The sequence below is a fragment of the Xenorhabdus yunnanensis genome, assembly GCF_028598805.1.
In the GTDB taxonomy this organism is placed as follows: domain Bacteria; phylum Pseudomonadota; class Gammaproteobacteria; order Enterobacterales; family Enterobacteriaceae; genus Xenorhabdus; species Xenorhabdus yunnanensis.
Window position 1 is genome coordinate 24,958 of sequence record NZ_JAQRFI010000022.1, and the last position, 21,215, is coordinate 46,172.

Consider the following 21,215-nt stretch of genomic DNA (forward strand, 5'->3'; position numbering starts at 1 on the left):
ACCGTATGGACTTCTTAACGTCGGTTGTTCCTCCAGAGGGTGAAACGGTTCTTGTAACCATTAAAAAGAATCCTCGGATGGCGACAGGTAAAGAAGTTCGTAACTACTGGATCAATATCCGAAATGGTAATGTTGCCAGATTTATTCAGCAGCATGAATCAGGAGAGACGGACTTATACTTTGCCATGTCTTCCTTTAACACAAAAGGAACGGAATATGCAGGACGTCGGGATGATCATGTACAGGAAGTTAAATCCCTATGGCTAGATATTGATGCAGGGAAAGAAAAATACGAGAAACACCCAAAGTGGGCCTATCCCAGTTTTGAAATGGCCCATGCTGCGTTTTCCCAATGGCTCGTTGACGCGGATATGTGGCAACCAAACTATGTTATTGCCAGTGGTGAAGGTTTACATATTTATTGGATACTGGATAAACCGGTGTCGCCGGAACAATGGCGCATACTGCATGGTGGTTTAGAACAACTCGTCCACACACACGGTTTAAAAATGGACGCCGGCGCAAGTATGCGCATTAGCGGTATTTTACGCGTTCCGGGGACACGACATACCAAAAGTGGTAATGCCGTCCGTATTATAGCCACCGAGTCCACACCCTATTCTCTTGCCGAAATGCAGGAAGTATTACCTTATGTACAACCACAATCGAATAGTCTGGGGGCGATGCCCGATTTTCTTCAAGATGAAAATGATTTTCAGGATGCGGTATGGGGTGTGCAAAAGAAATCATTTTCGTTTGCTCAGATCATCGCACGATGTGATATAGGCAGTACAAATCCCAAACCAGGAGGCTGTGACCAACTCGCCTTATGTTATGAACAACAAAGTACCACAGACGAACCGACATGGCGGGGTGCCTTATCCATTGCGATAAATTGCTTTGATGGTGAGGAGTGGATACATAAAATCTCAGATCAGTATCCAACTTACTCCGTTACAGAAACGGAATTTAAAGCGCAGTCCGTGATAGATAAACCTTACACCTGCGACATGTTCAGTCGTCTCAACCCGGATGTCTGTCGTGATTGCCCCCATTGGGGCAAAATTCGTTCACCCATTGTACTTGGCAAAGTCATTGAAGAAGCCTCCGAAGAAGAATTAAAGTCCATTATTAACCATATTCCGCAAGCACGTCAGGTAACGATACAGGACGGCCAACTCCCCTCAATTACATTACTTAGCAAACAGGTCGCGGAGATAACGGAACAGCCGTTACCATTCCACCGTGATTATAAAATTGCTTCAAACGCGATGGGTTCGGGGATCTGGAAACGGGCAAAAGAGGCAGATGGAAAAGAAATATTAATCTATAAATATCCGCTTTTGTTCCTTAACCGGGTTTATTCGCCGCAGAACGGCGAATCGTTTGTGATGCAGGTTACGATGCCACACGATCCGGCACGGGTATTTGAATTGCCTGTATCAGAGTTACCCAAAGATCAGAGTTTGCAGGGCTTATTAAGTAAACATGGTGTCACGGTCACCTCAAAAGGGCAATGGGGAAATCTTATGACCTTTTTACGTCGAACCGCAGAGCAGGCAGCCGATGTACGGGCCGCTGATAAGCAGCACCAACATTATGGCTGGACAGAAGACATGTCTGCTTTTCTGTTGGGTAATACAGAGTTTCGAGTGGATGGTTCTGTACGACCAATGATACTGGCGAATAATGGGGGCAGTATGGATAAAGCCTTTCGCATGAGTGAGGATGCGTCCGTAGCCGGTTTTCGTAAAGCGATGGATTTAATTAATGTGCCGGATATGGAGCTGACACAATTTTTAATGGGCGTGAGTTTTTCAGCCCCATTATTTAAATTAATGGGAGTCCAGGGTTGCCTTGTCCATAGTTATGCAACGAAATCAGGTGTCGGAAAAACAACGTCTGCCCGCTTGGCGGTATCTATTTGGGGGCGTCATCAAGTAGATGGAGGCAGTGGTATTGAAGGTCTGACACGCGACACAGCGGTTGCACTCTATCGGCGACTGGGTGAATTAAATGCCATCACAATGTTCATTGATGAAATCACCGAACGTCAGGGTAAAGAACTGACGGATTTTGTTTACTCCGTAACACAAGGCCGGGATAAGGACAGAGGATTACCCAATACGAACCGTTTACAGGAAAATAATGGTTCCTGGACTATGGCGGTTTTGTCAACAGGAAACTTATCACTGACACAACAACTGGTAAACATGAATGCACTGTCCGAGGCTTTAAACGCCCGTGTTATCGAACTCGACATGAGCAATCTACCAAGCCTATGGGGGAGGAACAACGAGAACAAAGACTTCGTTGAGCAAACATTTATGTTAGCCCGCACGATACATTCAGGTGCGACAGGGAGACTCTGGTTACGAAACCTCATGCGTAACATTGCTCTGGTGAAAAAGCTATGTGAAGACGTGAGTCGAGAATGTCAGGAGTTTTTTGATTTTACACAAAAAGAACGTTACTGGACATGGACAGTCTCACTGGGGATCGCGGGATTAATTATTGGTAAAGAGTTGGGTGCATGGGATTTTGATGTGGCTCGAGTAATGACCGCCGTGAAAGAACAGTTAGAGAGGATACGTGTCAACATCGAGCAGGATAAAATCACACCGACGAGTATCTTTGAACACTTTATTTCTGCCACATTTGAGAACCGTCTGGAAATCAGATCAGCGAATACCCCCATTATGTCGAACCAGCTACCCTCGAAAGAACTCGGCTTGCGTCAGGAAAATTACAGTCATAAGTTATTTATTAATAAAGGTTTTGCACGGCGCTGGTGTGAGAGTAATAACTATCCTTTTGACCTGTTTAAAGAGCACATGAAGCTATTGCGTGCACGAGATACCCGTAAGCATATGCTGGAAGGTGTCACAAGTATTCCGGTAAAATCAAAAAGGCCCAATGTTTGGGAACTTGATCTGAGAGGAGAAACAAATGACTAAACCATCGACACGAAAAAAATCAGTGATCCCGTCTGCCGATATCCTGCAGGAGGTCCCGATTGAGCCGAAGCAAAGCAAAGCTCCCCGGAATAAACAACCGTATGTCTCGTCTGATATATTGCAGAAGTCGGAACAGTTAGAAACACAGGCTGCAGTATTACGTTCTGCCACGGAAGATGTCGCCGTTGCGGTAAACTATCCGCCGTCATCCGTACCAGAGATACCGACAAAACCACCGGTTATGCCGGATGCGACCGTTCAACCCAAATCTTCGTTTAATGCTCAGGTTATGACGCAATTGCTGACCTCATTAGCACGACAACAGCCATTAAAGACTCCGCGTCTTGTGACCGCCGGAGTCGTGAATTATATGCACGTATTGAAAGATATTGATGCGGTTGAATTCGACCAAAAACTGGATGATCTCTATGCAATGTTACAATCGCGTGCAGTAGCCAGAAGTAAAAATGCCAAACGGCTGCAGAATATGACGTTGGCTATGCACATTTACCAGGAATTTACTGAGCTATGGCCCAGTGTGTAGTGATTAATTCACGCGACTTCTCACCGCAAGCGGTGAGGAGCGACCGATGAAAAAGGATAAACCACGATGAGTGTTGTGATCTACGACGCCCAAGAAAATCGTTTGTATGCTGATTCCCTTTGTGTTGATAACTATCATCGCATGACGGTTCAAAAAATTTTCACTTACAATCTGAATTGCGCAAATAATAACCGACCTAATGCGAGTGAAGTGCTATTTCATGAACACGGGTTGGCTGGTTTTGTCGGTAATCCATCAATAGGTTATGCGATTATTCATGCCTATATGTGTGGTGGAATGAATTTTTGTGAACAAACCCGCAAAGAATTGTTAGCACATTTACGAGACGATGATGATGCGGATACAGGAAATATATTAATTATGGGGTTCCGTGGTCATTTCTGCAATAACACCCGCTAAGCGATTTTCAGCCTGACGGAAATCACCTGTTTTCCGTTCAAGGGCTAGCGAGAGGAATATTCTCGCCCAAATACGGTGTTTTTGTATGTGACAAACACCATCGGATAGTCGAATGGTACGACAAACTGACTTCTGACGTTTTCCGTACATTTCAGATTCAGCATAACCTCGAATGTTTAGGATCGGATCTGGCTAACTCCTTGAATTTCTGTGAGCCAGCTTTTGTTACCGTGTATTGTTGCAGAAATTCCCACGGTGCCCCATTATCCCTGAAAAACAGAATTATATGTGGTTGACGTCAGGACTTTCTGTTCCTTTTTTTCCCGTACCAAAACAACGGATCGTGATTGGTGATGCACAAATAACATCACGGGTATACAGTAATCTTGATCATGGTATGTCACCAAAAGAAGCGATAGAAGATGCCTGTTGGGTGAGTGGAAAATTTGATGCTGCACATCTGGTTTCTGGGCCGGTGATTCATGTGACGACCTCTTCACAGAACTCAGAAATGCTTATTGATTTAAACGAGATACTCAGATGAACTATCTAAAAAACAAACTAAAACAGCATAAATATAATTAATTTCATTAGCTGTTAAAGCCTAGAAGAGGTATAAGATGCTGTCAGATAGAATAATGGCCTATCCATCGACGGAATAGGCCATTATTGCTAGTATAAATTGTATGATGATTTATGACCAATCGGTGGGAGGTCTATCAACACCAACCAGTTTGATTTCTCTTCGGTTCAAGACATTTATACCCACATCTTTGCTATTTTTAATCACAAACGATGTTTTTTTAATTAATTCATCAATATGGTTCTGCCATCCTTCAGGTGCTAAATTAGCAATATCCTCTAGTAGACACCCGGCTTCAACAATATCATTTAATTCCTTAGTCGCTTTGATTTCTTTGAGTAAACCAAGTACAGAAGGTGTGAAGATATAACCTTCTGCCTCATCAATAGAGATGAGTTTTTTATCCAGAGAATGCACTATACCTAAGATTAAAAGGCTAAAAAATTTTTCTGCATATCTCTCATCAAGACCATAATAAAGGATCATATTTACCCCCATGTACTCCATTTATTGATCACTTTTACATCAAAAACTTTACCACTTTCATGTTGGAAAAAATGAATAGATACCCGTTTAAGCGAGGAATTATAACCATTTTTATATACTTTATACCACTTACCCGGGTAAAGCACTCTTAGTTTATTTAATAATAACTTATTTTTAATAATAAATTTACCTGTCCCATTTTGAACTGCTTTAAATCCTTTAGGGTATTTTGGAGCATCCTTAATTGAATTATAAACATATTTAATATCACTGGGTTTTATGTCGCCAAGAACATCTAAATTAATCTTATCAAAGTTTTGATGCAGATGTACTAGTTGAACAGTGGGGTGAAGAGTATCGATTACATTCTCTTGTACCTGAAAGGTATGTCCGGAGAATGAAAAAGCCATTAATAAAAGACTGCATAAAATTTTCGAAATGCGTTTCATTACAGTTAAAATCCTAAGTATGATTAATCGGATTTAACTAAATAGCATAGATGGTATGATTTTTATACGGTACATTATCGTCGTTAATTCATGAATATATAAATGAATTTAATTGGTAAATCTACATATTCATAATTTAAATCACTTTTTAAGGGCTTAATAGATGAATTAAAATAAAATCGATAAGCAAAGTTTTACAAAACTTTAAATTGGGTGGATTATTGTCGATATACATGTGTTTCCTTTGGGAATGGGTAGATGGATTGGAATGTGGTTTGGCTTCATTTGACCAGATGTCCTCTGATAAGGAGCAAGATCCCCCCTTCCTTGCTAAGCCGTGAGCGATATCAGCAGGCTCCACGCCGTTGACGATAATAGTGGGTAATTGTTTTTAATATAGTGATGTTCATCATTGCCGGATCATAGAACGATGCATATACTGTAAATTAAATTCTATTACGGATAAATACAGAGGAATACAGAGGAATACAGAGGAATACACTATGCGAATAACCAATATCAATAGAAGAACCGAGTTCTGTAATGATTTGAACTATGAGATTCACGATATATTATCTCGCAAACTTAGCGAGGACGAGAAAAAAAAATCTCTCTGTTACAGTAACATACCACACAGAAATTAATAGAAAACACCATGCAATTAAGGTTTTGGTCACTCAGAAATTAGATAGAGGGCGTGAAAAATACAGATTTTATTTCAGTGACGTAGGAATTTCAGCTAGTAAAAATGATCATCCAATTTACGGAAAACTTGATTGAGCAATAATAGAAAGTTGTTCCCCGTAGGTACGGGGGTAGGTTTTTTAGTTTCTTATTACTCGCTAGCTGCATTTAAGTATTTCAATACCCATTCGCTCAATTTAAGCCCTTCACGTTGCGCTTGTTTTACATAGCGTGAATTTATTCGAATGGTTAAAACACTGTCTGCGGGAAGCGCTCTAGCGGCATTGAGGTTACCAATATTCCCATGAAACCCTTGCGGAGGATTTACCTGAATGTAAGCAAAACCATTAACGGACATCCTGATTGTTCCGTACACACTTTACGGTCAGGGGGTTGCGCTCACTGAAACGAAATCACCCGTTAAGCTCAAAACTCTTAACGTGGGATAATTTCCGAATTCCAAGCGGACCCCTATCATGACGCCGGATAGATTTAAGCAAGCCAACCTTCAAACATAAACAGCGTCCGTTCGATACGCCCAATTTCCTAGGGGTGAGGCTCACTTGATATTAAATCTGCTAAATCATCAAGCGTCAGCCCAAATTCATATAGCAATGATATGGCTTTTTCTTGATTTATTTGCTTTAGTCGCTGCTGCTTAAATTCCCTTGCTAGCCTGACTTTATTAAATTTTTTTATTTCTGAGTGATAGTGCTCAAAAATTTTCATTTTTTTCATAAATTGGAGTGGATTTCCATTCTGATCAGGAGAATTAGGGCAGTACATATCCAATACGTTGAGACTGGAGCGAAATTCGTTATAACCACAGTATAAAATATTATTTGAAATATTATGATAAACTTCTCCAGCAAGAGTGGATTCAAAATCTGGATTTAAGCCACCTATATTCATTTTTAAAACTGCCTCTACACAGAGTTGAATCGGAGTCCATTCAAATTTTTCTCTTAATTTGAATTTATGAGCTGACAATTTAATTAATTTGGCTTTTTCAGAAAATATATTGAGTGCAATGATGTTGTCACCAATCGTAGCATTGCTCGATACTACTTCTGGCGGTATGGCTCGATAACTTCCTCTTGAACATCCATCAATGATACTGATTTCAGATGATACAGGAGGAACCATGAAACGTTTGCTATTTATTGTTCGTGCATTGTGTGGTGTGGGTTCATAAATTAGCTTTTCACTCTCTGGTTTACCTTTTTGCCAGAAATAAGTAATGACATGAGTATTGTTTCCACATATTGAGCACTCTCCATGAGTGGGGCTTGATGAATCCAGCCAATAGTAGTTTGGAGTAGAGAAATAAATTGAGGTATCTTTACTACCCGATGTATTGATTTTTATGGTTTCTCCCAGCGTCTCTTTTTCAATAAAATATGTTACGGTATTGAAATACATACCAGCGCGGAGTCCTACGCCACCCGCGCTGACAAATTGGGTTTTGGTATATAATGCAATGGTGGCGCAGGGTACGCACATTTGTTGGCAATTATTCCGTTTGACGAAATGGTCTGTGTTATTTTTTATGCCAATTTCACTGGGTGAGTTTAACAACAATAGACCTATTGGTTTTAGATTACCGCTTTGTGCTCTTGAATCCTGCATAAATCGTTCAGATTCACTTAAGACCGACCAGGATTTATACGGATATTTCTTAATCCCGATAATGAGCAATAAAAAAGCAAAGTGAAATTCAAATCGGCTAAACGCCAGATGTGAGAGAGGTAAGTTTATTGCCTCATCTATTGTGATGCGGGTAAATTCCCCATTCTGCATTACAGGAACCCATTTATCATTCAATAAATCCATAATTACTCCTGAGCGTATTTTTTAGCGGCTTGGTGTAAATCAGAGAGGTAGGTTTCCTCATAAATGGAATTATTTACAGCATCAAATGCACCTTTTCTATAATGCTCATCCTCGTAGGTGTACTGAGAAACTATAGAGTCAATAACCTCAATAGTGGCATCGTCACCTGATATAAGGTCAGATTGAGCGAGTGCTATCGCCTCGTTTATTTCACGTTGTTTTTTCTCTAATGCCTCGATTAATCGATATGTCATGGGGGGGCGTGAATCGCCAGAGACATAGCGTCGAACTGCGCGAGAATCTACACCTAAAAGGCGAGACATGGGGGACTGCCATTGTTTACCGAAAACTTTTTCACCAATTGCAATTAATTTTTCTCGGTTATCCATGAATTAATCTCCATAAAAAATAGCCCCGCTTATGCAGGGCATTATGTTATTTAAACCAGATATTTTTCTACGATAGCATTAGCGCTTTCATCGTTTTCTGCATTGCGATACAGATCTTCGATTATTTCGTCTTCACGCTCGATATCGATAGCGTTAACCCAGCCGCAGTTAGTTAAATAGGTTTTAGCATCATTGATTGAATTGAACATATTTGAATCCTCTAGTGGTTTGTTGGATATTGGTCGGGCTAATTCCCTTACCATAACTACAGTATATAATGACCTATAAAGTAGGTCAATATAGATTAGTGAATAATCTACTTATGGGGTGACAATAAAGTTGTAAACTGAACGTGAAGAGCTAATTTTTGTCTACACTGTAAAATTACTCGTTTAATATTATACAGTTATAAACTTATAAATTATTTTTGATACAATTAGCACCTACATTTCAAATATAGGTATTGCTTTGATGTTCAGGGTTTTTAAAAACGCACTGATTTACCAGTTATCACGAGAGGTGCCCAATCTCACGGAAGAAGTGTTACTTAGCCTCGTCCCTAATTTTGTTTTTTCCCCTTGTGGCTTGCGTAATTTAAATATAACCACATGATTTAAAATAATTTATCTGAATTCGTGGAACTTTTCGCTGAATTGGGCACCAATACCTCTGCTAAGCTGTGAGCGGAGCGAACCCACAGCACGGAACATGCTGGTATTCGATAGTATAGCGTCTTAGATGATGATTTGGCCGCTTTGGTTTTGAGGTTAAATTGTAGTAAGATCTTATTTTCTATAGTTTTTTCTGAGTGGCGCGGCGTTAGCCGCTGTAAGCGAAGTCCTTTCTTCTTTTTGTTTCCTTTTGCATCAATTGTCACTGTTTTTCCTTTGAACGTAGTGAAAAGGACTAACTATCTCGCGTTGTGGCCTTTATTTAGAGGCCCAACGTGATGTTAATCCTTATTTATAAGGCTTTTTTGTTCAGAAATAAATTTCGAAATTAACTATATTCACGGGTAGTTGTTCGAAATTAAATGAGGATTTATTATCCAATCGGCGAGTGTTAAGACCGATGATCTCTTTTAAGAGAAAAAAATGACACAATCGTTGGGAGCGCTCATGTTTCACTTGAACAAAAAACGAGCTAATTATGGGTAAAATCAACGGAAAAACCGCGCCTGCGCACGGTTTCATTTAATATGGCAATTAAACAATCGGGTTAGGTGAGTATGACACCTTCCTGTTCAAGCAAGAGACGATAAAATTGTTCTGAATTTTCTGTTAAATGCGGGTGCTGTGTCTTTAATTTGTTCCGGGCAATGTAAACGGCCACCGGTGTTGTTGTGTATTGCCACTTAACAAACAAATTCCAGTAAGGTTGAGTGGGTTTATTTTTTTTCTGTAAGCGTGAGAGCGCCCCCTGAGTATAATTCAGTTCCGCTTCCAGATTCTCTGATTTAGGCTTATCCAAAACATCAATTGTGTCTTCAATATGTTTGATGGCTTTCGCTTTTTGTTCCAGTAAATCAGGAGCAACAACAGAGCGTTTTATGTTTTTTAGGAGCTTACACAAGGCGTGTTTATTTTTGATATCAATCCCCAGCCTTTCCATGCGTAATAAATGGCGCTGGTATTTTTTATTCAGATTTTCAAGCTGACCACTATTAACGGCCCAATTTTGAAAGTTGATCAGGCTTTGCCGGATGTCCTCACGAGGAATGCCTTTAGAGATGAAAAAATCAGGTGTCAGCCAGATGCGCACCGGTTTATTTTGTCCAGCGTCACGGTCTTTATCCCGATGAACAACAATATGCTTCATTTGTTCAAAGACCGATAATGCGTGTAAGGCAGTATCATACGCTTTACGCCCATTCTCATATTGATGCAGCACCCCCATTGCACTGGCGATAAATTCAAAGGGCACCATCACTTCAAACAGGTAATCATGGCCCGGGAAAAAATCGGCATGTGCCACTAATGCCAGTGCGAGCGATGTCATCGCCTCACGGCTTTCCGTGCGGGCACGGACACGCATCGGCTTACGTGTAAAATGGACATTATTGCGCTCAGAATAAGGTATATACCCTTTTTGTCGCAGGGTAATTAGGTCACTATCCCGCCACCAGTCGTGGCTTTTCAGTGTACGAGCGAGGCGCGCAGGCGTTCCCTTCGGAACCTGAATGTTTTGATTCGGTGTATTACGCCGGTGGATTTTGGACTGCCCTTTTCGCAGGGCATTGGACTCACCACGCAGGGTACGAATAGGATTATTAGAATCTGATAGGGTGTGTTGAACTTTATACACAACCCCTGCACTTATGGCGGCGATCAAAAAGTTGCAATAGAAGTCTCATCGTTCTATACTCCTATGCAGAAACCACAAAAGATTTCTGCTCTATGATGCCCCGTAACTCTGTCTTCTCCGCCAAGATAAGTCCAGATTATGGGGTTTCTGCTTTTTATCAGTCAGTTAATTGCATCCACTGACTTTGTTTAGTCACCTTTCGGCGTGACTGACCAGAAATTCTGATTTAAAAACACACATTAATGTCTGTTAACTCTAGCACTCTAACGCATAAGGATCAATTTATCCTTATCAGAGCCTGCCAATTTTACACATCATCCCTGCTTTTAAACGCACTCAGTACCCGATAAATGGTTGCTTCACCAAGTTCAAATTCCTTTGCCAACGTACCTATTGTGGTTCCAGACTGACGGCGCATATAAATGTCGTTTCGTATGGTATCGTTTAATTTTGCGGGACGCCCGAATTTAACACCTTTTTCTATCGCTTTGGCTATCCCTTCCGCCTGACGTTCACTGCGTAAATCATTTTCGAATTCTGCAATAGACGCCAGCATATTGAACATCAAACGACCTGCCGAAGTTCGGGTATCAATATTTTGATCCAGGACAACGAGATCAATATTTTCTTCCTGAAAGCGGGTAGCGATTTGTGACAAGTGCGTCACAGAACGGGCGAGACGGTCTAATTTTGTCACAACCAACGTATCCCCGTCACGCAGATAATTCATACATGCCTGAAACTGCGGGCGCTGCGCTGTCCGACCACTACGTTTTTCCTGATAAATCCGTTTGCAGTCAGCCTGGCCTAATTTTTCAAGTTGAATATCTAAACTTTGCCCTGTTGAACTGACCCGTGCATACCCGATCTTTGCCATAATCTATCATCGCTCTAAAGACATTTGATTACTTATCATAGTCTTTTTGCGACCGTATTTCATGCGCTATTAAAAATAAGTTGCACTTTTTGATAGACTGTTGAGCATCAAATAATACATTAAAACCCCTTTCCCTCATCATATCGTGATTAAGAAGGATAACATCTACTCAGCAAACGACGAACAGCAAAGACCGGGTGTGTCGAAGCGGATAAAGAATATTGAGTATCTTTGATCATCTCCAGAATTTTAATTCAATGTGTTTTCCCTGGCTAAACAAAAATAGTAATACTTGAAAATAAACGAGACAAGATTGTGATAATTATAAAAATATGTTTTCCCTGCAGATGTATTAATGTTAAATTTTAACTCCCAGTCTAACAGAGTAAAAAATACTCATATTAAGAATATAAGGATATAATTGTGATAAAGTTTGCTAGTTTTTCTACAGAAGATGCTATTAAAGATGATGCTGTTGGTATTTCCGTTAGGCAAATGATAAAAAAAGAAGGTCTAAACGCTTATGCTACGTTTATTAATGCCGGTAAGAAAGTCGGGTGTCATAACCACAGTATTGGAGATGAATGGTATATAATACTTTCTGGTGATGGGGAAATTTGGACAGGTGAAGTATTAGATAATGACGTTCACGATGTCCAAAAAAGGCAATTTTCTCAGGGGGATATTTTTTGTATTTATCCAAACACAGCACATCAACTTGTTGCTCATGAAAATGTAAAATTAATATTTTTATGCCCTGAGTCCCATCTATCTCATGATAGAATATGTTTTTCAGATATATGTGATTAATTATTTTTCAACAGTGATAGACATTGATTCCCTGAAAAAACTTTCAGGGATATAGTTAGCTATGTTATTTTCATAACAATAGTCAACTAAATCTTTCTTACATTTTACCCCTGTTTTTTGATACAAATTTTGGATATGATTAGTGATTGTTCTTTGGGACAAAAATAACCTTGCCGCGATATCTTTAGTGGAAACCCCCTGCAGAATATAAAATACTATTTCCCATTCCCTTTTACTAAAAAATTCTGATGGAGGTGAAAAAACTAATGATGTTTGTACATTTATTTTGTTTAGTCTTTCGAGTGTTATAGTATCAACAGGTCTTCCATGAAAAATGGTTCCCCAGCATACCCCATTTTCATCCATTAATGGATATTTATCAAAATACCACGGTTGAAGGTAGGCGAGATTTTGAAAAGGATGAACTTCAATAGAGGTAACCCTGTCTAATAATGTTTCTACTTTCCTGTCGTGTTTCTGAAATTCATCTTGAAAATTTGAAGTTGATGCCGGAAGTTCACCATCAAAACGACCTTCTACATTATAACTTTTAGGCAGGGAAAGTAATTCATGATATTTTTTATTAGCATATATAAATCTTGAAGTGTGATCTTTCGCACCCCAGGGGTCATTACTAATTCTCCAAAAATTAATTAGCGGCCTAATCAAATTTTCTACTGAGTTATTCATACGTTACCTTTTGAATATCATCCTGATTAACAATTCATTTTCATACTTATAATTTATATAAGAAACAATATTACTCTAGTTTTATGATCTCACGCTGTGAGATTAAAGGTTTAAATGATAATGTTCAATATTAAAATACGTTAAAGGTGTCGGATTAATTATGTACTTTTTCCCCTAAAAGGAATATAAATTTTGATAACTAACAATCCGATGACAGGATAAAAGGAAGTGTTCAAAAAGGGGAATTGTGCTTCAAATGGAAGGCTCTATTCAGCACTAAACGAACTCAGTAGATTCGTCTAATAATAATAATAAAGACTCCCAACGATAATTGCCCCCCACAGGACACCACGCCAAAAGGCACAACACGGACAGGTATATGCAGAGCCGACGAAAAACGAATATACATATCCGAGCGGGGAACGCCACCCACACAAGACGCGTTTCAGCAAAGGGATTTTAGTATTCATTAACAATATCCTGCAGTTCAATCAGCGCGTTGCCATAAATAAGACTGCTCTGATCATCATACTGGCGCATCAATTCTTGGTAATGCGCAATCGCCGCTTCATCACCGTCATAAAAGGCTTTGTCCAATGCCCCATTCAGTTGTGATCGTGTCAGTCCCTCAACGCGTAGATTACGGATTGCCTTTGCCCGCTGGTTTTCAATCTTAGCAATCGGATTGTTTTTCATCAGGACATTATATGAGCCATCATCATTCAGATTGTTAAGACGGCCCGCAGCGGTAGCCTGAGTAATTAATTCGCGGTATTTTTGTGTGACGGCATAGTTATTCGTTTTGTACCGATAGGAACTCGTCGCTGTTTGCAGAATACCATTATCTCCCCACCCAACGGGCCTAAGTGGCGGCGTTGTGATATTGCGTACCATGTTATAGATGCCACCGAACAATGATGAGAGAAGCGCATCCGTTCTGGCTGGGGAAATATCCACCATGCCATTAGATTTTTCATAGAAGAAACGTGTCATGTCTTTAAGGAATTCAGGTGTGGTGGTCTTGCCTCGTTCAACGTTCGCCGGATTTGTGATCTGTTTGCCATCCCAGTCTACGGGATACTTATTATCGACTTCTTGCCCGAACTCGTTCACTCCCATTCCTATCGTGATGAGCGGCTGCGCTGCTGTAGGCATCATCATGCGCGTGACAGTGTAACTATCCACATCACCGGCAGGCTGGACGGGCACAAAGGTTTCCGCCGCAGAACGGAGGAGCGAACCAATGGTTTCTCCCATGTCTATTTTGCCATGCCCTAACAAGACGAGGTTCTGTATAGATATCATAAATGGACGCACTTCATAAGGCATTTCACCGCAGACATCACCGAAACAGATCGATTTTTTGCGCAACTGACTACGGGCAAATTTTGAACCGCCATCCGTATCTTCATCATCGGGATCATCAAGCGCCGCCTGTGTGGCAGCGGCAGCCAGAATACCTAATCCCATGAGTCCGAAGCGACCCGCTTGTGTAGACATAATGCTGGATACTAATGGCAACGATTGCATTCCTGCATTCCAGAATGCAAAAAATGCCGGTAAGACTTTACCTGAACCGTGTCGGGTAAAGTTACCCGCCAGTTCACGGGAGCCTTTGGCCGCTTGTGTAATCAAGTCCTGATTATTCGCGGCCCAGGCATCCAGTTCTTTCTGTGTCATGTTCCGAAGGTCACGGCCAGACTTATATTCCAGAAAATTTAAAAAAGCGGAATAGCGAAAGACTTCATCACTGGCATGGACAGCACGAATAAAACGATAGTGCATATTTACGACTGCATTACCTAATCCCGTAATGCCTTGTTGTTGGAGAATATCTATGGGATTGATCGCCGTTTCCGTATTTAGACGCCTGCTAACCGCATCCAAACCATAATAAGCCCCCGCATTATTTCCGGCACCCACCTTTGCAAAGAGTTTTCGCATCGGATTATCCGTTTTCATGGTGACCCGATCCCGCATAATTTCGGGTAGCAGTCGGACAACATCGACAAGTGATTTTGTCGCTAGAGTATAATGGTTACTGGAAGACATATTCCGGTCAAATGCCCCGGAGAAATTCAGTAAGGTTAGAACCGTGTTCCATACCGGTGTTTTTAATAAAAAAGATGGACTGTAGGTTGTCATATTAGATGCTATGTAACCTGTTGTGGTACGAAGCATTGTTAATAAAGGAGCCATCTCCGGTTTCTGAATAGCCCGAAGCAAATCTTTACCAAAGCGGGTTTGGGTATCGACGACAATTTTGGCTTTCTTGTCACCTAAAAATACCCACACGCCATTTTTATCATTCCATTTCTGGTTTGCCACTGCAATCACATTGCCTGCGTCATCACGTTCCAGCTTGTGTGTTTCCAGTTTAAACAGATCTGCCATACCCGTACTGTTCACCATTTCGTAGAGTGCTCGCAAAGCATTATTACGGGCAACATTGGCATAACGGATTTGCATTTGATGCAGCATATTGGCAACCGGATCAGCCGCTTTAGTATAACGTCCCTGAAAGGCTTTATGGATTGACGGACGCTTTTCTCCGGTAGATAACAAGGGAACATAATTATAGGCTTGTTTCATACGGTAATAACTTTCCGTAGAAATCAATCCCGATTTACGTTCCTCATCCAGTAGCATCTGATTAATGTCCCGCATGGGTTTAAGTATTGACTCAATTTGTGCCTGCTTGTCTTCGGGCAATGTGGACAAGAATTCATAAGCCCCCTCAAGCCCTAAATATGTTTTCCCCTTGTTATCTGTCCAATGAAATGCCGTGGGGTTTTCATGAATGCGGGTAGGCACCCCCATTAAGACCAGCTCTTTTTTTATCTGATCCATTTCAATGGCCCGTTGTGCATAAGCATAATCATGGAAAACGTTATACGGAATGCCAATAGCCTGCAGACCATCAATGATGCCTTGTTCAATCGTATTCAGTTCTGCGCCCGGACGGCCTGTCACCGCACGAGCACGGGCCATTCCCTCAGACAGTTTTTCATATAAATTAAGCGGTTTTCCATCGGTTCCCCGATATCCGAGTCTGTCTGCAATTCGGTCTATCGCTTTCGCAGGACTGAAAACATCCACGTTGGTCGCCCAAAAATGACTCCACAGGCTGGATAGCTGGGTAGTGACTTCTTTGGCTATCGTTTGCGCAGTTTCATTACGTTTGCCGATAGAATCCAGAACCTTATTGCTCATATCAACAAATGCTTGACCGTAGAGATCTGACTGGCGAATTTCGCCCACAAGTGGCGCGGTGGGGTTTTCACTGATATCGCCTAGCCGTGCACCATAATTATCCGCCGCCCATTCTGATGCTTCGTTCGCAGTATCAACAATGTGCTCACGAAACGGCATATTTTCACCATCAATTGTGACCTTATACCGCCCATTGGGTAACATATTGATACGCCCCGCGTATTGCCAGTCTCCCGAATTTTCGAGCGGTATCCGCAAAATACCAGAGTTAAAGTTCTTACTGCCCGCAATGCCAAAATTCTTAAATTCGCCGGCAAGTTGTCCCGATACAGGCATAATATCTGCACCAACAATCAAACGGGTGAGGCCAATAATATCAGACAGATTATCGAATTCTTTGGGTTTCAAGCCCAAGAACCGGCGCACTGCATCAACCAATGAACCAAAGGCTTTGCGAAATTTAGGCATCGCATGTGTAGCAAGTGGGTTAGTTCGCAGATAAGCCTGCAGTTGCGGATTGGAAAAAGCTTCGGAAATAAACTCATCAATCGATCTTTGTGCATACTGCAGGCCATCGGGTAAATTTCGTTTCTTCGCAAATTCACTGTACATCATGATGAGATTCGAACGCGCTTTCACTTGTTCAGTACTGAGTTCGAGTATTCGCGTTTCATCATTTAAGACCTGATAGAGTGTATGATGGGTTGCTTCGTGAATCAGATAATAAGGTTGGTCAGCGACCTGATCCCGAATGTAGATGGTCGCATTAACAGGATCATAGGTCGCGTTAACTTCCGCATTACGGACAACGATAGGTTCTGCAGTCAGTTCAATATTAACCGGATAAGTTTTGCGTGAGGCTTTCAGCATATTAATCAACTGCTGTACAATCGGACTGGTATGCCCGTTGATTTTGACCGCTTCCAATGCGCCGAAAATATCGCCCATTTTCAGTCGAGTCAGCATGTCAATATTCGGCTGACTTAAGTATGACCCGACTTTAATCTCCCCCGCCGGTAAAGATCTCCCGAATGCTTCGGCTTTAAGTACCTTTTCTGCAAGACGCATTCCGGCCTGATAGGCTTTCGGGTGTACGGTTTCATAGGCCGCTAAGATATCATTGAGAATGGCCCGGTTACGATACAATACACCCGAAGTCATACCCTCGGCTTTCGCCTTTCGTTCGGCCAATAAGGCCACCATACCAGCGACATCATTCACAGCCGGCAAAGCCAGTCGTGTATCACGGTCATTGACCAATGCCCCCACATTTAACGGATCACGTACATCAAGATTCTTACGCAAGGTTTCTGTAAAGAGTTGTGCCCGTTGGGATAAGGCGGTAGTTGCTGTATGCGTTGCATCGGGACGCGCCTGTGATATTAAGGGATTTTGCCTTCGTTCCTGACGAGTAAGATTATTGGCTGCGGCGGCAGATTGTTCCTCTGCGAGTCCACGCATGATTTGGCGTTTGCGTTGGTTTAACCGTATTTTCGGTGTCTGCGAGAGAATTTCATCCGTATTAATGAGTGCGTCTTCCTCACGTTGTAGTCGTGCTTCTGTCCGTCGCAGATGATTGTAACTCCTGCTTTCACGTGGCCCTAAATCTTCCGGCGTCCGTATGGCTTCCAGATGCGCTAATACCTCGTCTTGCCTGTCCCGTAAATTAGGGACGGCCTGTAACTGCGCAGCCCGTGCTTCCTGACTGGCCTCCTGCAAACGTTGTTCGTAGGGCGGCAAAAATCTCGCCAATTCCAGCGACGGACTTTTTTTCTCCCCGGTCGCTTTCTCATATGCCTGTGCCAGATATTCATTGGCGTTTGTCCGCAACTGGGTGGCGCGTTTTTGTGCTTTGATGGTATTGACCGTTTCGGGCATCGCAGCAATCTGCTGGTCAATGGCATCAGCAAGGAGGGTTTGTTCTGCGGCCAGACGCGCAAGTTTATCACTGTCCGCTTTTGCCAGTTCGGCTGTGGTTACTTTTTGTCGTGCTATGGTCGCAAGTTCAATATCACGAAGCACTTTGGCTTGTGTCTGCGCTTTTTCCTGACGTAAATGATCGGTCAGACCCAATGCAGGATCATCCACGGGCATCACCGCAAGCATTTTCTGTAATGCTGTATTGGCCGCAATTCGTTCGGTACGGATTTGTGCCAATTTTTCATCCAGATCTTTGATACGTCCTGCGTCTTGTTCAGAATGTAACCGAGTCAACAATGTTTCTTCTGCAGCGCGTTTGATGCGGTCTGTCTGCTCTAAATGGTACAGGGTATTTGCCCGTTCTTCGGGTGATCGGTTCTTAGCCCAGTCAATAAAACTACCATCATATTCCGCCATTGTTAATGGTGTCGTTCGTTGTCCTTTATCTTCCAATAACAATTGGGGCGGCACTAATTCCATCACGGGCGCGGTTTCATTTTGCTGCTTCCGTAATGGATCATTATCGATAGCAAAAATTTTATGATAGCGCTCCAGATATGCCGGGTGCATATCCAATGACTTATTTCCGAATTCTTTCTGCAGGATAACCGCATCATCGTCGGCGGTCGGGCCATACTGTTCTTTATCCGCAATCGGATTATTGTCTATCAAATGACGATAGCGTTCTTCCAGACTGGCGCGTTCAGTTGCCTGCTGTTCTTTCTTCGCTTTACGAAACAGACGTGATCCACTGGCATCCATTGCCGTAAGACGTTCCTGCAGGTTAGCTTCCAGTGATTCATTCAATGCCTGTTCCTGCTGCGCAATATCTTTTCTTCCCGCCTCATCTGCCAACGGCCACGCTTCTGCCAGTTGGGCTTTCGATTCCGTCGCATTATTAAAGACCGTATCATCCCGTGCTATACGTCCCAGATTCGCGTTTTGTTCACGGGCGTGAAGTGCTCCTGGAATACCACCGGTAAAGGGCGCATAGACACCGGCAGAGGCCATTGCCTGAGTGACTTTTCTCCAGTTCACTAGGTTGGCATTAAATTGTCCGTTTTTATCAAACCCCATTGTGAGCGCCGCATCTAAACCTGACGACGGCATATTACTGGCGGCATCAACCGCTGCTGAACCAAAATAGGATTTTAAGATACCTTTCGCCCCCTTGAGATCGGCTGCTTTCCCAAACCGTAATAGTAAATTTTCAGGGTTAATTCCGTAGGTATAACCAAACTTAGACAACGCGGCATCCACCAAACCTTTGCCAAAGACCGCTGCACGTTGTTCCGCAGAGAGTTTATAACTGCTCTTTTCCCCAATATTTTGTGCTGTATGGCCTGCTCCCAATAAGGCATCTGCTGCCACCTGTGAACGTAACATCATTTTGGCGCGCTGCTTTACCGTCTGTTCAACGGCTTCTTTCCCTAACAGTTTTGCACCGCCTTTAGCACCTGTCCGTAACAGAAAACCACCACCTAATGAGGGTAAGATCAGAATGGCTGCATCTTCTACCAATCCCGTAGGATTGCTTGCCATATGGGCTACCGCTTCCCCGTAACGATCCTGTTCAAGCAGTTCATCACGGCGTTTCACATAATTCCTGCGTGACTGTGTTTCTGTCTTTTCACGCGTATCTTTGTCAAACTCATGCACACTTTCCGCTATCTCTGATGATAAGGTTGACGGGACGAGTACGTTTAATAATCCCGCGCCAGCATCTACCGTACCGGTAATTGCCTGTGCAACCGTTGAACCTACGCCCTGCCAGAATCCCGATGCCAGTTTACTATTTTTGATCTTGTCGTTATTGACGGTAAAAAGTGCTCCATTAATTTTACTGGCAGGTTGCGCTAACTGTGCTTCGGTAAACCGTCCAGGAAAACGTTCGTTCACTTCCTTATGAAGACTGTCCAACATTTCACGCTGCGTCTCCTGAGATTTATCACCAAAGTTTTTTGCCCGTAAGTATCCGGTAACATTGACGAAGTTATCTGTCGGAAAGAGATTCGGATCGTTCGTATAATCCGGCTTTGGTAAAGGACTCTTCTGCGTGTTGTCGACGCCCTCTTTCTGAGCCAAAAGAGTCGCTATCAACGCATTATTTTCTTCACTTAGCTGTCGGGCCAGTGGATTGGTAATCGTCTGAGGAGATTGTGTTGCAAGAACATTTCGCTTAATGAGACCAATATCCCCACTGCCATTGACTAAAGGAACTTTTAATGGGTTTATTGCCATCACGTTATCCCTTGCAATAAGCGATCAATCTCTGCTGCCGTCGCTGGACGCGTACCAAAAAGCCCCGCTAAGGGCACCGGTGGTTGTCCATCATCATCAGAACGGGCAACACGCTGTACTTCCGAAGTCATACCATCTGTGCTCCCATCGGCTTGCACAAATGGCGATGTGTCTTTTGGTAACTCATACCCAACACCGAGCATTTTTGACATGTCTCCTAAGTCAGAAAGATCTAAATCTAACCCGCTTTGCGCTGTCGTCGGTTGTGCCGTTGATAAGCCATACTGTTGCAGAGTTCGAGTAATCGCAGGTGAATAGTTCACCAACCCCAAATTCGGGTTTGTTGGCCTTCCCATAAACTGCCGAATTCTATCCACATAATTTCGCGTGATTTGTGGCAGACTGGCAAACGAACGTTGACCACTCATCAATTGTCTGAGACGCCCATCCCCCGCATTGTAGCCCACTGGGATTAAGTCCCACGGTACACCACGACGACGAGCATCCCGTATATACTCCGCAACCCCATTAATCGATTGTTGCGCATCTAGGGGATCACTAATGTTATAGGCTTTACGGTAATCGGGCGTCAGTTGCGCGATACCCAGCTCTCCAGACGCTCCTGGAGTATTCAAACCCTTAGCTAATCCCCACCTCGATTCCACACCCAGAATGCCCTGAATTAAATCGGCAGCCGGGCGTTCCAGACCATACTTCTGTACCGCCTGATTAACTTTAGGCGCGTAATATTCCATACGTGAAACGTATTGTGGATTCTTTTTCCAGTCCCCGTCTGTAAAAGCCATCATCCCCCC

The 21,215-nt window shown here is 42.5% G+C and carries 17 protein-coding genes; 5 read left to right on the forward strand and 12 right to left on the reverse strand.

Annotation, left to right across the window (positions count from 1 at the left end):
• The first annotated feature begins 5 nt into the window (after positions 1-5).
• From PSI23_RS10970 to PSI23_RS10985, 4 genes are all read left to right on the forward strand, one after another.
• Positions 6-2,957, forward strand: a complete 2,952-nt coding sequence (locus PSI23_RS10970) for a DUF927 domain-containing protein (RefSeq protein ID WP_273555120.1) — start codon at positions 6-8, stop codon at positions 2,955-2,957.
• The gene (locus tag PSI23_RS10975) at positions 2,950-3,501 is read left to right on the forward strand and encodes a hypothetical protein (RefSeq protein ID WP_273555121.1); all 552 of its coding nucleotides are present in this window, start codon (positions 2,950-2,952) and stop codon (positions 3,499-3,501) included. Before PSI23_RS10970 ends, PSI23_RS10975 begins: the two co-directional genes overlap by 8 nt.
• Positions 3,502-3,567: 66 nt before the next feature.
• On the forward strand, positions 3,568-3,921 hold the full coding sequence (locus PSI23_RS10980; RefSeq protein WP_273555122.1) for a hypothetical protein: 354 nt from the start codon (positions 3,568-3,570) through the stop codon (positions 3,919-3,921).
• Positions 3,922-4,207: 286 nt separating this feature from the next.
• Positions 4,208-4,465: a hypothetical protein gene (locus PSI23_RS10985; RefSeq protein WP_273555123.1), complete on the forward strand. Its 258-nt coding sequence runs from the start codon at positions 4,208-4,210 to the stop codon at positions 4,463-4,465.
• A gap of 150 nt (positions 4,466-4,615) precedes the next feature.
• Here the strand turns inward: PSI23_RS10985 and PSI23_RS10990 are convergent, their stop codons facing one another.
• The 9 genes from PSI23_RS10990 to PSI23_RS11030 all read right to left on the reverse strand — a co-directional run bounded on the left by PSI23_RS10990 (position 4,616) and on the right by PSI23_RS11030 (position 11,526).
• Positions 4,616-4,990, reverse strand: coding sequence for a DUF3969 family protein (locus tag PSI23_RS10990; RefSeq protein ID WP_273555124.1), 375 nt, complete (start codon positions 4,988-4,990; stop codon positions 4,616-4,618).
• A gap of 2 nt (positions 4,991-4,992) precedes the next feature.
• A complete protein-coding gene (locus PSI23_RS10995; protein WP_273555125.1) occupies positions 4,993-5,439 on the reverse strand; it encodes a hypothetical protein in 447 nt (148 codons plus the stop codon).
• Between the two features lie 835 nt (positions 5,440-6,274).
• A complete protein-coding gene (locus PSI23_RS11000; protein WP_273555126.1) occupies positions 6,275-6,481 on the reverse strand; it encodes a hypothetical protein in 207 nt (68 codons plus the stop codon).
• 188 nt (positions 6,482-6,669) lie between these two features.
• Positions 6,670-7,956 carry a type I-E CRISPR-associated protein Cse1/CasA gene (locus tag PSI23_RS11005; RefSeq protein WP_273555127.1) on the reverse strand — a complete coding sequence of 429 codons (1,287 nt, stop codon included), beginning with the start codon at positions 7,954-7,956 and terminating at the stop codon, positions 6,670-6,672.
• Positions 7,957-7,958: 2 nt separating this feature from the next.
• The gene (locus PSI23_RS11010) at positions 7,959-8,345 is read right to left on the reverse strand and encodes a helix-turn-helix domain-containing protein (protein ID WP_273555128.1); all 387 of its coding nucleotides are present in this window, start codon (positions 8,343-8,345) and stop codon (positions 7,959-7,961) included.
• 50 nt (positions 8,346-8,395) lie between these two features.
• Entirely contained in the window at positions 8,396-8,554 is a 159-nt protein-coding gene (locus tag PSI23_RS11015; RefSeq protein WP_273555129.1) for a hypothetical protein, read from the reverse strand.
• A 404-nt stretch (positions 8,555-8,958) separates the two neighbouring features.
• Positions 8,959-9,222 (reverse strand): hypothetical protein, encoded by a 264-nt coding sequence (locus PSI23_RS11020; RefSeq protein ID WP_273555130.1) that lies wholly within the window; start codon positions 9,220-9,222, stop codon positions 8,959-8,961.
• Positions 9,223-9,563: 341 nt separating this feature from the next.
• Complete coding sequence (locus PSI23_RS11025; protein ID WP_273555131.1) at positions 9,564-10,649, reverse strand: Replication protein; 1,086 nt, start codon at positions 10,647-10,649, stop codon at positions 9,564-9,566.
• Between the two features lie 307 nt (positions 10,650-10,956).
• Positions 10,957-11,526, reverse strand: coding sequence for a recombinase family protein (locus PSI23_RS11030; RefSeq protein WP_273555132.1), 570 nt, complete (start codon positions 11,524-11,526; stop codon positions 10,957-10,959).
• A gap of 423 nt (positions 11,527-11,949) precedes the next feature.
• Here PSI23_RS11030 and PSI23_RS11035 point away from each other — a divergent pair, with 423 nt between their 5' ends.
• On the forward strand, positions 11,950-12,336 hold the full coding sequence (locus PSI23_RS11035) for a cupin domain-containing protein (protein WP_273555133.1): 387 nt from the start codon (positions 11,950-11,952) through the stop codon (positions 12,334-12,336).
• Here the strand turns inward: PSI23_RS11035 and PSI23_RS11040 are convergent, their stop codons facing one another.
• The 3 genes from PSI23_RS11040 to PSI23_RS11050 all read right to left on the reverse strand — a co-directional run bounded on the left by PSI23_RS11040 (position 12,337) and on the right by PSI23_RS11050 (position 21,206).
• On the reverse strand, positions 12,337-13,026 hold the full coding sequence (locus PSI23_RS11040) for a helix-turn-helix transcriptional regulator (protein WP_273555134.1): 690 nt from the start codon (positions 13,024-13,026) through the stop codon (positions 12,337-12,339).
• Positions 13,027-13,485: 459 nt separating this feature from the next.
• A complete protein-coding gene (locus PSI23_RS11045; protein ID WP_273555135.1) occupies positions 13,486-20,400 on the reverse strand; it encodes an LPD38 domain-containing protein in 6,915 nt (2,304 codons plus the stop codon).
• Positions 20,400-21,206 carry a lytic transglycosylase domain-containing protein gene (locus PSI23_RS11050; RefSeq protein WP_273555136.1) on the reverse strand — a complete coding sequence of 269 codons (807 nt, stop codon included), beginning with the start codon at positions 21,204-21,206 and terminating at the stop codon, positions 20,400-20,402. Before PSI23_RS11050 ends, PSI23_RS11045 begins: the two co-directional genes overlap by 1 nt.
• Between the last annotated feature and the right edge of the window lie 9 nt (positions 21,207-21,215).

Excerpts from the sequence above, each read along its gene's own strand:
- PSI23_RS10975 (WP_273555121.1), top strand. The coding sequence starts at position 2,950 with ATGACTAAACCATCGACACGAAAAAAATCAGTGATCCCGTCTGCCGAT.
- PSI23_RS10970 (WP_273555120.1), top strand. The coding sequence starts at position 6 with ATGGACTTCTTAACGTCGGTTGTTCCTCCAGAGGGTGAAACGGTTCTT.
- PSI23_RS11050 (WP_273555136.1), bottom strand. The coding sequence starts at position 21,206 with ATGGCTTTTACAGACGGGGACTGGAAAAAGAATCCACAATACGTTTCA.
- PSI23_RS11015 (WP_273555129.1), bottom strand. The coding sequence starts at position 8,554 with ATGTTCAATTCAATCAATGATGCTAAAACCTATTTAACTAACTGCGGC.
- PSI23_RS11045 (WP_273555135.1), bottom strand. The coding sequence starts at position 20,400 with ATGGCAATAAACCCATTAAAAGTTCCTTTAGTCAATGGCAGTGGGGAT.
- PSI23_RS10990 (WP_273555124.1), bottom strand. The coding sequence starts at position 4,990 with ATGATCCTTTATTATGGTCTTGATGAGAGATATGCAGAAAAATTTTTT.
- PSI23_RS10980 (WP_273555122.1), top strand. The coding sequence starts at position 3,568 with ATGAGTGTTGTGATCTACGACGCCCAAGAAAATCGTTTGTATGCTGAT.
- PSI23_RS10995 (WP_273555125.1), bottom strand. The coding sequence starts at position 5,439 with ATGAAACGCATTTCGAAAATTTTATGCAGTCTTTTATTAATGGCTTTT.
- PSI23_RS11040 (WP_273555134.1), bottom strand. The coding sequence starts at position 13,026 with ATGAATAACTCAGTAGAAAATTTGATTAGGCCGCTAATTAATTTTTGG.
- PSI23_RS11005 (WP_273555127.1), bottom strand. The coding sequence starts at position 7,956 with ATGGATTTATTGAATGATAAATGGGTTCCTGTAATGCAGAATGGGGAA.
- PSI23_RS10985 (WP_273555123.1), top strand. The coding sequence starts at position 4,208 with ATGTGGTTGACGTCAGGACTTTCTGTTCCTTTTTTTCCCGTACCAAAA.
- PSI23_RS11000 (WP_273555126.1), bottom strand. The coding sequence starts at position 6,481 with ATGTCCGTTAATGGTTTTGCTTACATTCAGGTAAATCCTCCGCAAGGG.
- PSI23_RS11030 (WP_273555132.1), bottom strand. The coding sequence starts at position 11,526 with ATGGCAAAGATCGGGTATGCACGGGTCAGTTCAACAGGGCAAAGTTTA.
- PSI23_RS11010 (WP_273555128.1), bottom strand. The coding sequence starts at position 8,345 with ATGGATAACCGAGAAAAATTAATTGCAATTGGTGAAAAAGTTTTCGGT.